A 15,097-nucleotide genomic window follows, 5' to 3' on the forward strand; every position below is an offset into this window, starting at 1 on the left:
TCGATACTTACTCTCTGGCGGAGCCTTCCGCAAGGCAGGGGATCGACCAACACGGAGTGAGACTATGAGCGATTTCAAGAACCAGACCCTGCTGGTAACCGGTGCGTCGGGCCATTTCGGGCGGCTGGCGGTCGATGAACTGCTGGCGCGCGGCGCGACCAAGGTCGTCGCAGGTACACGCGATCCGGCCAAGCTAGCGAATCTGGCGGCCAAAGGCGTCAAGGTCGTGGCGCTGGATTTCGATGACAAGGCAAGCCTGGCGAGCGCCTTCGCCGGCGTCGACCGGGTGCTGATGATCAGCACCGATACCGTCGGCAGGCGCACCGAACAGCAGCGGGCAGCGGTTGCGGCGGCGGAAGCGGCTGGCGTCAAGCATGTGGTCTATACGTCGGCTCCGACACCGCGCCCGAACCCCGAAGGCGGCGCCGGCATCGAACACTTCTGGACCGAGCAGGCACTGGCGGCGTCGGGCATGGATTGGACCTTCCTGCGCAATCATCTCTACACCGATTTCATCGTCTCGATGAGTGCCGCGCCGGCCCTGGCATCAGGGCAATGGTTCGATGCGACGGGCGGCCGCGCCCGCGCCTATGTCACGCGCGCCGATACGGCCCGCGCCGCTGCGGGCGCACTGCTGCAGGCCGAAGGTCGCACCATCTATGACGTTACCGGCCCCGGTGCGGTTACGCAGGAAGAAGTGGCGGCATTGCTGGCGGCGGCTGCGGGCAAGCCAATCACCCGTGTCGGCCTGACCGCCGAACAACTCAAGGGCGGCCTGGTGGCGGCGCATGTTCCCGCATTCATGGCCGAGCTTCTGGTGGCGTTCGACACCGATGCCGCCGCGGGCTTCCACGATATCGTCATGGACACGGTCGAGCGCTTCTCCGGGCGTGCGCCGCAATCGGTAGCGTCGTACATCGCCGAGAACGCCGCCGCTCTCAAGGCCTGAGTTCAGACCGCCAATACTACGCCTCGCAAGACGTCGATGGGCAGCAGTACATGCATTATTGTTACTAACTGTTGTCCATCGCCGCCGCCCGCTAGACGAAACCCCAGTGACACCGTAGGAATCGCGCCACTTTGTCGCGGTTACTGCGGAGTCGGGTCGGTTGGCTGGGTTTGGCTTCAAGCGCCTGTGGGCGCACTTCACCTATGATCGCTCCATCGGCTTTGGCCTCGAATATATCGGGCTGACCACACTGCGCTATCCGCGAGCCATCGCCATCGCGGTGCTGCTGTTCTCGATCCTGTGTTTTTCCCAACTGCCCAAGGCCAGTGTCGATGGCGACCTGCTGCGCGTCTATGCAGATTCGGGCGAGCACTACGACGCCTACAAGCGTCTTGCCGACACGTTTGGCACGTTTGAAAACGACATCTATGTGCTGGTCAATTCACCCAAGCTGACCGACCCGGTCGTCCTCGAACAGGTTCGCAATCTGGCGTTCGACCTGGAACTTAACGACTACGCTGTCGGCACCATGTCGCCGTTCACGCTGCGCAAGCCGAATGGTAGTGGCGGTACCGTGCCCTCCGTGCCCGAGGGCATGACCGACTTTTCGCAGGTTGCTCTGGCGCTGACCGACCTGCAGCAGAACGACCCGATGATGCGCAATCTCATCACCCCGGACCTGACCGGCGTGGTGCTGATTATGTTCCCTAATCCGTGCCAGTTGAGCCTGCATCCGCAGACGACCTGCGACGCGGATAGCCTACTGCCGCCAGAGCAGCGCAGCACCAAAGCGATGATCGCGTCGCTGCGCGAGACCATCGCACCCTATCAGTCGGCAGACCTGACAGTGGAACTCACCGGCCCGCCGGTGTGGACCTCCGAAATGCTCAATGCCGCCGTCGACGACCAGGTCAAATTCACCGTCTGGGGCTTTGGGCTCGGTGCGCTGATCGCGCTGCTGGCGCTACGCTCTTTGGTCGGCGCGCTGATCGTCGCCGCCACGCCATTCCTCGCCGTGATGTGGACCATGGGCATGGTGCTACTGTTCTTCGGTTCGTTTTCGTTCCTCACCATTATCGTGACCACTCTGGTGCTGGTGATTTCGTTCGCGGAGTCGATGTTCTTTGTCTTCAACTGGCTGGCCTATTGGCGCGACGACGGCATGGAGCCCAACCAGGCCGTGGACGCCACGGTCAAGCTGGTAGGCCCCGCCACTTCGCTGACCATGCTGACCACGCTGGTCTCGTTTGCCTCGCTGTCCTTCACCTCGGGCAAGGGCATTCTGGAATTCTCCATCGCCGGCTCGCTGGGCTGTTTCCTGCTGTTCGCCTGCCTGATGACGTTCATGCCGCTGCTGCTGAAGTTCGCCATCCGCCGCGGCTTCAGGGCCCCCAAGCGCTCCAGCCTGGTGCTGACGGCGCCCCTGCCCCTGGCCTGGTTCATCGCCCGGCGCTATGGCCGTCTGATGTCGATCATCGCTATCGTGGGCACGCTGCTGCTGCTCATCCCCTATGCGCTGATCAAGCCGCACTTTTCGTTCGAGGACTTCGTCGCCAAAGATTCCACCGCCATCTCGGCCGCCGAGGAAATCGACTCCGGTGTCGGGGGTGTCGCGCCGCTCTATATCCGCGTGCCGCTGAAGGAGAACGATCCCAATGTGGGCCCGCAGGATTTCGAGACCATCAAGAAGGTCCACGAAATCCTCGAAAGCGAGCTGGGCAAGAACAAGGTCATCTCCGCCGCCGCCATGTCGAATTACACCGATACCGGCTTCAGCCGCGAAGAGGTGCTCAACGCCGTGGGCAAGCTCAAGTCGCGCTTCGTCACCCCCGATGGCTCGGAGGCGCTGGTCACCGGCTTCATGCCGACGATCATCGATTCCGAGGATCTCAAGGCACTGGTGGAGCGCATCGATACCAAGCTGCAGCAATCTGGCGTGGAGGGGGCCGAGATTGGCGGCTTCCGCATTATGACCACCTTCGCCACCGACCAGATCGTGCGCGGCCTGCAGCTCGACCTGACCATGTCGGTGCTGGTCAACTTGGCGCTGATCGGCTTCGCCTTCCAATCGTTCCGGGTGGCGCTGGCATCGGCCATCCCTAACCTGTTCCCGGTACTAGGCACCGAGGCTTGGCTCTATTTCAGCGGCCAGGGCCTGCAACTGACCACGGTAATCGCGCTCACCATCGCCTTCGGCATCGCTGTCGACGACACGGTGCATTTCCTGTCGCATTACCTGCATTCGCGGCGCGAGGAAGGGCACAGCCATATGGAGGCGGTCAAGCACACGCTGGACCGCATCGGCGGCGCCATCGTGGCGACCACCATCATCCTGTGCTCGGGCACGGTGATCGTGGCCTTCTCCGCCCTGCCCCAAGTCGCGCTGTTCGGCACGCTGTTCGTGATCACGCTAGCGCTGGCGGTGCTGGGCGATCTGTTCATCCTGCCGTCGCTGCTGGCGGCGGGAGGCAAGTTCTTCCATCCGCTGGGCCGTTTGCGGGTGCGGACCGCCGATCACGAACCGACGCCGGACGATCCGACCGGCGACACCAAGACCGACGTGGCCCATCCCAAACAGGCGTGATCGTCGCCTCGCGTCAAAGCCACGGCCGGCGCGTATTTGGGGGCACCCAGTCAATTTAAGCGGCGCGATGGTGCAATCATTGCGCGTTTGTTATCAAGTCCGGCGCAGATACAGCCGGGGGGCACACATTCTCACTTGGAGGCGTCGTCAAATGACTATTTTCGGACCCCTGTCGCGGTGCATCGCGCTCGCCGGTCTGCTTGTTTCCTTGGGCGCAGCCGCGACCCCGGCCTTCGCTGCGCCGGCGGATGTGGCGCTGCTCAAATCCTATATCGGGGAATGGCGCGGCCGCGGCACCCTGACCGGCGCCGATACGGAAACCGTGGTGTGCCGCCTGTCCCTCAAGGAGGGCAATAGCGACAAGGTCAATTACTCGGGCCGCTGCACCCTGGCTGGCACGAACCTGGCAATCAACGGCACGCTGGCCTATGTGGAGGCCAGTAAGCGCTTCGAGGCCGCGATGACCACTAATGCCACCTTCACCGGCATCGCCGTCGGCCAGAAGCGCGGCAATGGCCTCGCGTTCAACCTGCGCGAACGCGACCAGGATGAAGAAGGCAAGGAAATCAACATTTCCGCCAATATCACGCTGTCGTCCGACGCGATCAACGTGTCCTTCGAGGTGGTCTACGTCGCCACCGGCGAAAGCATGCGCGCCCAGGTGCCGTTCAGCAAATAAGCATCGCCAGGCGTTAGAAATGCAAACGGGCGGCCACTGGCCGCCCGAATTGTTGAAATCACGCGGCCGCGGTGCTGGCTGCTCTGCTGTGCCCCCGCATCAGGCGTTCGAGAACGACCATCCCCAACGTCAATGCGACCATCCATGCCAGGTTCATCGATCCTCCGGCCAACTGCAGGCAAATCATGGCGGACGTAACCGGCAGCTGATCTATTGCGCGTGAAACGCCCTGAGCCAAAGGCCCGCCCCATGCCGTCGATGAAGGAACGCGGCTGCCCGCCAGCAGCAGACCAACGGCGACAACAATCAGCGCTATTTGCCACTCAAGATCCGGCGGCTGCCCAGCCACCAGAAGCCCCAGCGACTCCATCGCCCACTCAACCGCGGCCGCAGCGACGATAATCGGTCCAATCAGGCACAGATGACCAATTCCATAGGCCAGCGATGCCGTGAGGAACCCGTAGCTGGAACGCCATCGCCAGCCCGCAGAGACCAATGCCGTGATCCTACACGGCACCAGCATTGCGGTCATCATGGCGGCCCACATCGCCACAAGGCCCACTAGCCGTCCCTCATCCCATGGGTGAGCGAAGGCGAATACCCCATTGGCGCCGCATAGCTCCGCCAGCCTGCCGCTGCCCGGATTGGCGAGCGACCACCAGGCCAGCGTGCCAAGCAGTGCCGCCGCCAGGGCGACCAGCCAGGCCTTGGGATAGCGATAGACCTCGTTCGTCATCTGGCCCGCCATGGAAACGAGACCGGGGCCTTGCGACCCCGGCCGGACGATCAGCAGTGGCAGGTCGGTGCGCCGCCATCGGCCAGCACACTGGCCTTGTTGACCTCGCGCGGCAGGTCGTTGGACGGGTTGAGGTTGAAGAACCCCGAGGGCATCAGCGAGAAACCCGACGACATGCAGGGCTGCACCGGAAAATCCTCGGGCCGCACCACGTGATGCAGGCCGAAGCAGTGCCAAACCACGATGTCGGTATTCTCCACCGGCCGGTCCTGCTTGACCACCTCGGCCAGGCCATGGCTGCCGTCGGAATTGCAGACATATTCGCCCGCCGGATAGCGCTCATCCTCGTTGAAGGGCGTGACCCAGATGTGGTTGCGGACGAAATTCGAGCGCTGCCCGGACGGACCATCCTCGTTGAGGAATGGTGTCACGCAATCGGGCGTATGCAGCCGATAACCCACTGGCCTGCCCAGCTTGTTGAGCTTGTTGGGGTTAATCACCCGCCAGGTGCGCTGCGTGTCGGCATTAGCGCGGCGTGCGGCGCCCAGCTCGGTCTTGAGCACCGTCTCCTCGGCATAAAAGCCGTTGCCGTATTTGTTGGTCGGGCCCATCGGCTCGGCCTTGCTGTTGACCTCGACGACACTGTTGCCGCCGCCATCCAGGTCCATATCCAGACGAGCACAGAAGATATGCTGGTGGATCGGCGCGGACAGGCCGGGCGACACTTCGCTGGCGAATTTGCCGGGCTCACCCGGATCGCACGCCATGGTATCGACGATGCCCGTCGCCTTGACCTCGCATTCGATCTCGCCGGCCTGGTCGAGATACCAGTATTGCGCATACTCGTAATTGCCCACGGTATTGACACAGGAGATCACCAGCCGACGGCCGCGGCGCAGCTCGGTGCGGTCGACGCGAAAATCCCAGTGCTTCCACAGGATGCCGGTATCCTCCTCGTGGATGCAGATGCCCTTTTCGATGGTGATGGTGCTGCCATCGAGGCCGCAATAATGGGAATCCAGATAATGGATGGCGCCCAGGCAATCGCAGCCGAGCTTGAGCGAGTGGTTGAACTTGCCGAAGCCGTACTCGCCGATATCGAAGATGTTCTTGCGATAATGGCCGCGCTCCGGCGAGCCATAGGGCACCACCAGTTCGGCCAGCGCGGCGCGGCGCACCACGGGGCGGCCGTCATAGCGGATGTCGTGCAGGATGATGCCGTCGCGGGGCGAGAAGCCGATGCCCAGCGTCCACTTGTCCCACGCGATGGCATGGCCATCCATGGTGAAGCTGGTGCCTTCGGGCTGCACCACGTCGAGCGGCTTCATCGGCGCGCGCGGCGCCGGCATGAATTCGGGATCGTAGGGCACATCGATCATCGGGATCGGCGGGCCGCCATGATCATCGATGCGCAGGATTTCGCCGGTCTTGACGTCGATCGATACGTTCAGGCCATCGATCGGATGGGCATAGAAATTCTCGTTGGCATAGAGCCGCAGCCAGCAATGCACATAGGAGATCATGTGGCCCTCCTCTTCGGGATGGCCGAAATTGCCGCCGGACCAGCTGTCGACGCAGACCCCCGTCATGTCGGTGATGCCGCGCTTGCGGCAGGCTTCGATGAAGGCCGGATCGGCCTTGACCACGCGCTCGACGTCGAGCAGTTGCTCGACCTGGAACGCCGAATGAGCCGTGGGGAAATTGCGGCGGAAGGTGATGGCCGGTTTGCCTGTCGCCACATAGGCCTGCCACACGCCCGGCCGATCCTTGTGCGAGATGTTGATGCGGGCTTCCCGCAGCAGCGGCTTGCCGGCGAGATAGTCGCGCCAGGCCTGGGGGCTGGGTTCGCGCAGGTCGATATTGCCGAACAGGGCGCCCGGCCCCAGCTCGGGATCGGCCTTGACCACATCGACAACGGCCTTGATTTCGTCGGGGCCGAGTGGCGCCAGCGCCCGCAGATAGGCGGGCGGCGGCAGGGCGGCCTGGCCCTTCGCCTGCGGGGCAGCCGTGTGAACGTGCGTCATCGTCTTCTCCATCAATGGTCACCGAATGCACCCCGCCACGCCGCGAGGCGGACGGGGCAAGGTCGTCGCTGGAGCCACAGTCATCCTTCGTCCGATAGCCGACCAGACAAACGGCCCCGAACCGCCCCAATTTTCGGACGCTGGGTCAATCGCGCTCCAACCCTCTAGGAGCTTCGGCACGTGGCGCAGGTCATTCGGAGGGGCAAAAAGCCCCGGTAATGGGGCGTTTTCCGGCCATCTCCGGCAATGGCGACCGGTGTCGCCGCCGGCTAGCCAACAGCCCGGCTTTCGTTGACGCGGGGCCGCCCTTCTGTTGAACTGTGACAGTTCAAAGGCCCGCCCCAACCGGGCGGGAACAAGGCATGGAGGGAGGCATGACGGGCATTCTTGGAGCCTACCGGGGCAATTTCGGCCGAGTGACGGTCCTCGACATCACGCGCCCCATCACGAACCATGCCCATCCCGATATCCACATGCTGTTTGCCCTCTCGGGCGCCCCGCGCGGCATGCAGGTGGAGAGCGAACGCATTCACCTGACCCGCGACAACTGGATCCTGGTCAATCCGTGGCAGCGCCATTTCGACATTGCCGAGCAATGCATCTCGCCGACCCAGATCCTGGCCCTCTACATCAACCGCGACTGGTGCAACGAGCGCTTCATGTGGCCCACTTTCGCGGGGAGCCAATGCCCGATGTCGCCGGCGATCCGGCAGCGCGTCGATATGCTGGCGCGCCTCGTCGGCAATGGTGAGTCGCTCGATAGCGCCTGGGTCGAGCCGCTCGTCGCCTCGATCATGATCGAGGCCGCCAGGCTCGCGCCCACCCGCCAAGCCGGACGGGGGGCGATGGATTTCCGCATCCGCCGCGCCCTCATGATGCTCAAGGACCACGCCAGGGTGGGATCGGACTTCCAGGCACTGGCCCGCAGCGTCGGCCTGTCCCGCTCGCGCTTTTTCGAGCAGTTCAAGAATTCCATCGGCATCGCGCCGAACATGTATGTGGATGGCCTCCTGATCGAACGGGCCATCGGCCTGCTCGAACAGTCCGACCAGCCGCTCGACGACATTTCCGAGACCCTGGGCTTTTCGGCGCAATCAAGCTTCACGCGCTTCTTCAAGGAGCGGGTCGGCTTTCCGCCAAGCACGTTGCGACAGGCCAGTTCCGCGCACCAATAAGCGCGCCTGTCTGCAAAAAGTCGGACGCTCCGTCAAATCGCGCCTGGAGAAACCGGGCTAGTCTCCCCTCCAACAACGGAGGAGGCCACAATCATGGTCGAGACGGCACAGCATCTCATTATCGGCGGCGGATCGGCGGGCTGCGTGCTGGCAGCACGGCTGACGGAGGACCCGGACGTAACCGTCATCCTCGTCGAGGCGGGTGCGGACCTGACGCGGGCCTCGATGGAGCCGCATGTGCGCAGCCGCTATCCCGGGAAGGCCTATCTCGACGTCAACAATATCTGGCCCGATCTCAAGGCCTATTTCGGCCCGGCGACGGGCAAGGGTGAACGGCATGACCGGCGCTATGAGCAAGGACGCCTGCTTGGCGGCGGCTCAGCCGTCAACGCCATGGTGGCCAATCGCGGCGCCCCTTCGGACTATGACGAATGGGTCGGGGCCGGCGCGCCGGGCTGGTCGTTCGAGGAGGTCCTACCCTATTTCCGAAAGCTTGAGCACGATGCGGACTTCAACGGCCCTTATCACGGCAAGGACGGTCCGCTGCCAGTGCGGCGGATTTCGGACGCCAAGATGTCGCCCTATGTGACGGCGCTGTCCGACGTCTTCGAAACACAGCGCTTCGCCCGCCGTGACGACCAGAATGGGGTGTGGGAAGACGGGGTCTATGTCGGCGCCATCGCGGTGACTGACAAAGGCGAGCGCGCGCCGACCTCGATCGTCTACCTCACGCCCGAAGTGCGGGCGCGACGGAACCTTACCATCATCAGCGGACACCTGGCCGAGCGGCTATCGCTTGAGGGCAATCGCGTGGTGGGCGCACAGATCGCCCCAACCGCGGGCGGCGCCAGCCGGACAATCACGGCGCAACAAGTAACCGTATCGGCCGGCGCCATCCATACGCCGACCTTGCTGATGCGCAGCGGCATCGGGCCGGGCGCGCAACTGCAGGCGCAGGGCATCGCAGTTGTCGCCGATCGCCCCGGCGTTGGCGGCAACCTGATGGAGCACCCTTCGACCGCCGTTAGCACCTACCTGCCCCCGGCAATGCGGCTGGCCGATCTCGACGAGCATCATGACCACGCCATCCTGCGCTTTACCTCCGACCTGCCGAATGCGCCGGCCGGAGACATGCACGCGGCCATGATCGCACGATCCGGCTGGCACTCCATCGGCCAGCGGATCGGTACCCTGTTCATCTGGCTCAACAAGCCCTATTCGCGCGGCAAGCTCAGCCTGACCAGCGCCGATCCGCACGCCGAGCCGCTGGTGGATTTCGCTATGCTGTCCGACCCGCGCGACCTGCCTCGACTGCGCTATGGCTTCCGGGTGGGCGCCGCGGGCCTGCTCGGACTGGCGCAACGCGGCGCCACCGGTCCGGTGTTTCCCACCAGCTATTCGGCACGCGTGGCGGCGGTCGGAGGACCGGGCCTCGCCAACATGCTGCAGCGCGGTGCCTTTTCCGCCATGCTGGACGCCGCCGGTCCGGCGCGGCCATGGCTGGTCCGCAATGTCATTACCTTGGGCCTGGAACTCGAAAAGCTGCTGACCGACCAAGCGGCGCTCGACGATTTCCTCCGCGCCTCCGTGGGCGGCGTGTGGCATGCCTCGGGCACCTGCCGCATGGGCCGCAGCGACGATGTCGGCGCCGTGACGAATGCGGCGGGCAAGGTCTATGGCGTCGAGGGCCTGCGGATTTGCGACGCCTCGCTGATGCCCTCGATCCCGCGGGCCAATACCAATGTTCCCACCATCATGATGGCCGAACGCATCGCCGATCTGATTAAGCAGGGCCATTGATGGGTCCAAGGCATGGGCGACACAATCGCCCATGCCGCCATGCCTACTTGCCGTAGCCCTGGCTCAAGCCACGGATGAACTGGCGCGAGAACACGGTGAACAGCAGCACCAGCGGCACCGCGCCCAGGGTCAGCGCCGCGAGCAGCGCCGGATAATCGTTGAGGAACTGGCCGACGAATTGCTGCACACCCAGCGTGACGGTCTGGTTGGCGCGGCCCGGCGCCAGGATCAGCGGGAACCACAGATCGTTCCAGATCGGCAGCATGGAGACGGTCGCCACGGCGGCGAGCCCCGGCCGCACCAGCGGCAGTGCGATCAGGAAGGTCTGCCACTCATTGGCGCCGTCCATGCGGGCAGCTTCCTTGAGCTCGCTTGGCACGGTGCGGAAATAGGTCATCATCAAGGTGACGGCCAGCGGGATGCTCATGGCCGTATAGACCAGGATCAGCGACAGCAGCGTATCCATGATGCCCAGCGCCACCATGGTCTTGATGATCGGAATGGTCCCCAGCCGGATCGGCAGCATGACGCCGACGATGAAGAATGCCGCGAGGTACGGTACGATCCGGATGCGATATTCGACCAGCGCATAGGCGGCGAGGGTCGAGAAAACCACCGTCAGCGCCACCGAGGACAGTGTGACGATCAGGCTATTGGCATAGTTGCCGAAGAAATTGCCGCGCGACAGCACGCGGGCATAGCCCTGCAGATTGAACGTCTCGGGCGTCGGCAGCGCAAACGGACCATTAAAGATGGCCGGCGTCGTCTTGAACGAATTGAGGATGACGACGAAAATCGGGCCGAGCGCCAGCACGACGAAGGCAATCAGCGCCACATGAACGACGATGCGTTCCAGGGTCCAGCGCCGCGCGTCGCGTGATGCACCGATGGTTTGGGGACGAGCGATATCGAGCGTGGTCATGTTTGCCCTCCTAAACCATATGTGCGCGAAGGCGGCGTTGCACCAGCCAGAAATAGCCGCCCGTCACCAGCAACATGATGGTGAAGATGACCGTGGCCACCGTGGCACCGATGTCGAGATCGGCCACCTGCCCGCTTGAGCCGAAGAAGCTGCGATAGAAGAACGTGCCCAGGATATCGGTCGAATAGTTGGGACCGGGTGCCGAACCATTGAGGGCGAAGACGAGGTCGAAACCGTTGAAGGTCCAGATGAAGGTCAGGATGACGATCAGCCCGAACTGCGGCACGATCAGCGGGAACTTGATGTCCCAGAAAATGCGCCACGGGCTGGCCCCATCCAGCCGCGAGGCCTCGACCAGGTCATTGGGCACCGCCAGCAGCGCGCTATAGAGAAACACCATCGGAATGCCGACATATTGCCACACGCTCATCAGCGAGATGGTGGTCAGCGCCGTGCTCGGATTGCCCAGCAGCGGAAAGCCCACCAATCCCCAGAGCGGATTGATGATCAGCCGCCAGATGAACCCGACAATGACCACCGACAGCGTCGCCGGAATGAACAATAGCGTGCGGTAAACGCCCTCGCTGCGACGCAAAACGCCCGAGGTCAGCAGCGCCGCCAGCAACAGCCCGATCGGCACTTCGACGATGACATGGACCGCGAAATACTTGGCCGAATTGGCCAGCGCATTCCAGAACCGGGCGCTCACCACCGGCTGGGTGAACAGATAGACATAGTTGGAGAGGCCGACGAACAGATTACCAGCCTCGCCATCGGTGTCGAAGAAACTCATGACGATGGAGCTGAACAGCGGCACCACCGCGAACAGCAGATAGACGGCCAGGGCCGGCAGCACGAAAAGGAACAGACTCCAGCGAGCCGTTGCGGGGCGTGTCACGATACGTACCTTCTCAACTGAGGCGCCTGGCGATCAAGAGCGCATGCCGAACCATATGGCCCGGCATGCTGTAGGGCGAGGATCACTTCGCCTGTTGCGGACCATACCAAGAGGCAAGGCCGGTCTGCAGTTCCCCGGTGACGGTTTCAGGCGTGGTGTCGGAGGTCATCATCACCTGCAACTGGCGCCAGATTTCGTCGTCGAGCGGCGGCGTGCCGGCGCTCAGGCGGTCGAGAGCCAGGCGTGGGGTCAGCAGCGCGCCGGTCTTGAGATCGGCGAAATGTTGGGCCAGAGGATTGTCATAGGTCACGGCCTGGTTGCTCATGGCGAAGAAGCCGGGCGCGCTATTGACGTAGATCTGCTGGAATTCAGGACCCGATACCCAATCGAGGAATACCTTGGCGGCGTCCTGCTTGGCGCTGGCGGCATTGATGCCGATCGCCATATCGGGCATTTCCTGGAGATAGCGTTGGCCGCCGGCTTCGACTGCCGGAGGTCCGAAGACGCCGACATTGAGACCGGTCGAGGTCACCTGATTGATGTTCCACGAACCATCGGGGAGGATGGCAGCGCGGCCAAGTGTGAACAGCTGGGTCATGTCGGAATAGGAGAGCGCCTCCTGCCCCGACGGGAGGAATGGCTTCCACGCCTGGAATGCCGCAAAGGCCGCGACGAAATCGGGATCGGTCAGCTTCTTGGTGCCGTCGATCAGGCCAAGCCGGCCTTCCTCGCCCTTCCAATATGCCGGCCCGATGCTGTAGAGCCCGTTATAGGCCAGCTGCCAGCTTTCCGAAGAACCCTCGGCGAGCGGCGTGTACTTGCCGCTGTCCTGGATTTTCTGCAGCACGGTGGTGAACTCGGCTGCGGTCGTCGGCGGGGTCAGCCCCAATTCGTTGAAAATATCGATATTGTAGAAGAAGCCGGCGAGCACAGCGGCGACCGGTACGCAGTAGGTCGCACCATCTACAGTCCAGGCGGCCTTGGCCGTGTCGGTGAAATTGGCGAGACCCGCCAAGCCATCGAGCGAGGCAAAATAACCACGGCCGATCCACTCATTGTTCACGTCGAACGGGCGGCAGGTGATGAGATCGGGACCCGTGCCGCCTTCGATCTGCGACTGGATCGCCGCATTGTATTCATTGGTATTGACCGGCGCGAACTCGACCTTGATGTCGGGATGAGACGCTTCGAAGGCGGGCAATACCTGATCCTGCCAGATGGCAAGGTCTTCGGTGCGCCAGCTACCTAGGGTCAGCGTGACCGGTTCCGCCATGGCGGCGGTGGCGATCGAGGCGATTGAAACCCCCAATGCCAGTATTGCGAGTGTGGTTCGTGCAGGCTTCCAACGCATCCAAATCTCCCTAGTGCTCGGCGTGGTCTGCGCCCCTCAGCGACAAACCTTAACAACTTGACGACAGATCGATACCTCATAAGACCACATGCGACAAGTGGTAATAAAATCGTCTTCACATATGGCCTTTTCGCCCAAGTGGCATTATGAGGTATTCAACTTGTCGCCAAGGGAGAGCGAAATGATCGGTATCGGCTTGCTGGGCTCGGGGTTCATCGCGGAATCATATGCCGACGCCCTTCTGGACGTGCGCAACGCCGAGCTGGTGTCGTGCTATTCGCGCAGTTCCAAGCGCTCCGCCGCCTTCGCCGACAAGTGGAAGATCAGGGCCTGCGCCAGCATGGACGAGCTTTGCGCCGATCCGCGCGTCGAGATCGTCATCGTCGCCCTGCCCAACGAAATTCACCTGGAAGCCTGCGAAGTGGCAGCTCGCCACGGCAAGGCGATCATCTGCACCAAGCCGCTGGCCCGCACCGAGGCCGAGGCGCAGAAAATCCTCGACGTCGTCAACGCTGCCGGCGTCTGGCACGGCTATGCGGAAAGCTCGGTATTCTCCCCCAATGTCGCCAAGGCCTATGAAATGGTGCAAGCCGGTGGCATCGGCAAACTGCTGACCATGCGCGCCCGCGAGGGTCACTCCGGCCCCCACGCCCCCCACTTCTGGGATGCCGAAACCGCCGGCGGCGGCGCCTTGCTCGACATGGGCTGCCACACCGTCGAATCGGCTCGCCACTTCTTCGGCAAGGACAACAAGGTCACCGAGGTCATGGCCTGGGGCTCCACCATGGTACATGGAGACAAGACCACCGGCGAGGACACCGCCGTCGCCCTGCTCAAATTCGCGGGTGGCGAAATGGCAACCATCGAATCATCCTGGATCGAGCGTGGCGGAATGCAATTGCGCCACGAACTCGTCGGCTCCGCTGGGCGCCTGGTGACCGATAGCTCGGTCGGCCCGGTCTGGGGCTTTATCGAAAATCCGGTCGGCTACACGGTCGAGAAGGCCGATGCCGAGACCGGCTGGGTCTATCCGGTCCCCGAGGAAACCCGCGCCTACGGTTTCTCCCAGCAGATGCGTCATTTCGTCGATCACTACGTCGCGGGAAAAGTCCCCTCCGAGACGTTCGAGGATGGTGTCATCGTAAACCGCATCATCGATGCGTGCTATCGCTCGATGAAGACGGGCCAATGGGAAAAGGTAGCCTAGCCTCATGAGCGAACCGGCAATGCTCGACGCAGATTCTCCCGATCCACTATGGCGCCAGGCCGCCGATCTGATCCGTCATCAGATCGAGGCGGGCAAGCTGGCCGATAACGGCCGCATTCCCGCCGAGCGCGATCTGCTCGCCCAGCTCTCGATCAGCCGGGTGACGCTACGCCGCGCCCTCCAGACCCTAGTCGAGGAAGGCGTGCTCACGGCCAGTCATGGCCGCGGCTGGTATGTGTCAGCCGACGCGCCCAAGGAATTTCCCAATACGCTGGAATCGTTCAGCGAAACCGCGGCGCGGCTTGGGCTGGTGCCGTCGTCCGACGTGATCCGCGCCGAGGACGCCCCTGCGACCCTCGACGAAGCCGAGGAACTGGGTATCGCGCCCGGCGCACAGGTTTTCCATCTCGACCGTATCCGGCGCCTCGATGGCGTGCCAGTGGCGGTCGACACGTCGTATTTCGCCTCCAGCCTCAAGCCGGACTTCACCGATGTCGACTTCCGCTTCGCCTCGCTGTTCGAGCAATTGCTGAACCACGGCATCGATCTGGCGCGCGGCGAAACTACCATCGAGGCCCGCGCCGCCGACGCGGCGCTGGCGGCCCATCTCGATATCGAAGTGGGCAAGCCGATTCTCGTGATGCGCCAGTCCATCATGGATGGCGCCGGCAAGCCGATGCTGTCCTCTGTCGTCCAGTATGTCGGCGATCGTTATCGCCTGCGCACCTCGTTCTCGCGGTCGCGCAAGCCCGGCCTGCGCGGCTGAACCTAT

Annotated in this window: 12 protein-coding genes; 7 read left to right on the top strand and 5 right to left on the bottom strand. The window is 63.2% G+C overall.

The genetic code is table 11. The features are described from left to right. Window positions 1-64: 64 nt before the first annotated feature. From JWP26_RS00365 to JWP26_RS00375, 3 genes are all read left to right on the top strand, one after another. Entirely contained in the window at window positions 65-949 is an 885-nt protein-coding gene (locus JWP26_RS00365; protein WP_299721792.1) for an NAD(P)H-binding protein, read from the top strand. Between the two features lie 160 nt (window positions 950-1,109). Then, window positions 1,110-3,533: an efflux RND transporter permease subunit gene (locus JWP26_RS00370; protein ID WP_299721794.1), complete on the top strand. Its 2,424-nt coding sequence runs from the start codon at window positions 1,110-1,112 to the stop codon at window positions 3,531-3,533. A gap of 151 nt (window positions 3,534-3,684) precedes the next feature. After that, the gene (locus JWP26_RS00375; protein ID WP_299721796.1) at window positions 3,685-4,212 is read left to right on the top strand and encodes a hypothetical protein; all 528 of its coding nucleotides are present in this window, start codon (window positions 3,685-3,687) and stop codon (window positions 4,210-4,212) included. Window positions 4,213-4,270: 58 nt separating this feature from the next. Here JWP26_RS00375 and JWP26_RS00380 read toward each other — a convergent pair whose 3' ends face one another. Both JWP26_RS00380 and JWP26_RS00385 read right to left on the bottom strand, forming a co-directional pair. Further along, window positions 4,271-4,948, bottom strand: a complete 678-nt coding sequence (locus tag JWP26_RS00380; protein WP_299721798.1) for a hypothetical protein — start codon at window positions 4,946-4,948, stop codon at window positions 4,271-4,273. A gap of 50 nt (window positions 4,949-4,998) precedes the next feature. After that, entirely contained in the window at window positions 4,999-6,972 is a 1,974-nt protein-coding gene (locus JWP26_RS00385) for a primary-amine oxidase (RefSeq protein WP_299721800.1), read from the bottom strand. Window positions 6,973-7,346: 374 nt separating this feature from the next. On the opposite strand from JWP26_RS00385, the gene JWP26_RS00390 reads away from it, so the two are divergent. Continuing rightward, window positions 7,347-8,147: an AraC family transcriptional regulator gene (locus JWP26_RS00390; protein ID WP_299721802.1), complete on the top strand. Its 801-nt coding sequence runs from the start codon at window positions 7,347-7,349 to the stop codon at window positions 8,145-8,147. A gap of 93 nt (window positions 8,148-8,240) precedes the next feature. Further along, complete coding sequence (locus tag JWP26_RS00395; protein WP_299721804.1) at window positions 8,241-9,947, top strand: GMC family oxidoreductase; 1,707 nt, start codon at window positions 8,241-8,243, stop codon at window positions 9,945-9,947. Between the two features lie 43 nt (window positions 9,948-9,990). Here JWP26_RS00395 and JWP26_RS00400 read toward each other — a convergent pair whose 3' ends face one another. The 3 genes from JWP26_RS00400 to JWP26_RS00410 form a co-directional block, all read right to left on the bottom strand. Beyond that, on the bottom strand, window positions 9,991-10,869 hold the full coding sequence (locus tag JWP26_RS00400; protein ID WP_299721806.1) for a carbohydrate ABC transporter permease: 879 nt from the start codon (window positions 10,867-10,869) through the stop codon (window positions 9,991-9,993). Between the two features lie 10 nt (window positions 10,870-10,879). Then, window positions 10,880-11,767, bottom strand: a complete 888-nt coding sequence (locus JWP26_RS00405) for a carbohydrate ABC transporter permease (RefSeq protein WP_299721808.1) — start codon at window positions 11,765-11,767, stop codon at window positions 10,880-10,882. Between the two features lie 82 nt (window positions 11,768-11,849). After that, window positions 11,850-13,118, bottom strand: coding sequence for an ABC transporter substrate-binding protein (locus JWP26_RS00410; protein ID WP_299721810.1), 1,269 nt, complete (start codon window positions 13,116-13,118; stop codon window positions 11,850-11,852). 181 nt (window positions 13,119-13,299) lie between these two features. Between JWP26_RS00410 and JWP26_RS00415 the strand changes: the two genes are divergently transcribed. Next, window positions 13,300-14,325, top strand: coding sequence for a Gfo/Idh/MocA family oxidoreductase (locus JWP26_RS00415; protein ID WP_299721812.1), 1,026 nt, complete (start codon window positions 13,300-13,302; stop codon window positions 14,323-14,325). A gap of 4 nt (window positions 14,326-14,329) precedes the next feature. Continuing rightward, window positions 14,330-15,091, top strand: a complete 762-nt coding sequence (locus JWP26_RS00420; protein WP_299721814.1) for a GntR family transcriptional regulator — start codon at window positions 14,330-14,332, stop codon at window positions 15,089-15,091. Window positions 15,092-15,097: the final 6 nt, after the last annotated feature.

Origin of the sequence: Devosia sp., assembly GCF_028290435.1 — a bacterium.
In the GTDB taxonomy this organism is placed as follows: domain Bacteria; phylum Pseudomonadota; class Alphaproteobacteria; order Rhizobiales; family Devosiaceae; genus Devosia.

Bases quoted from the DNA above. Each gene is read 5' to 3' on its own strand.
- JWP26_RS00365 (WP_299721792.1), top strand. From the start codon at position 65: ATGAGCGATTTCAAGAACCAGACCCTGCTGGTAACCGGTGCGTCGGGC.
- JWP26_RS00375 (WP_299721796.1), top strand. From the start codon at position 3,685: ATGACTATTTTCGGACCCCTGTCGCGGTGCATCGCGCTCGCCGGTCTG.
- JWP26_RS00380 (WP_299721798.1), bottom strand. From the start codon at position 4,948: ATGACGAACGAGGTCTATCGCTATCCCAAGGCCTGGCTGGTCGCCCTG.
- JWP26_RS00385 (WP_299721800.1), bottom strand. From the start codon at position 6,972: ATGACGCACGTTCACACGGCTGCCCCGCAGGCGAAGGGCCAGGCCGCC.
- JWP26_RS00390 (WP_299721802.1), top strand. From the start codon at position 7,347: ATGACGGGCATTCTTGGAGCCTACCGGGGCAATTTCGGCCGAGTGACG.
- JWP26_RS00395 (WP_299721804.1), top strand. From the start codon at position 8,241: ATGGTCGAGACGGCACAGCATCTCATTATCGGCGGCGGATCGGCGGGC.
- JWP26_RS00400 (WP_299721806.1), bottom strand. From the start codon at position 10,869: ATGACCACGCTCGATATCGCTCGTCCCCAAACCATCGGTGCATCACGC.
- JWP26_RS00410 (WP_299721810.1), bottom strand. From the start codon at position 13,118: ATGCGTTGGAAGCCTGCACGAACCACACTCGCAATACTGGCATTGGGG.
- JWP26_RS00415 (WP_299721812.1), top strand. From the start codon at position 13,300: ATGATCGGTATCGGCTTGCTGGGCTCGGGGTTCATCGCGGAATCATAT.
- JWP26_RS00420 (WP_299721814.1), top strand. From the start codon at position 14,330: ATGAGCGAACCGGCAATGCTCGACGCAGATTCTCCCGATCCACTATGG.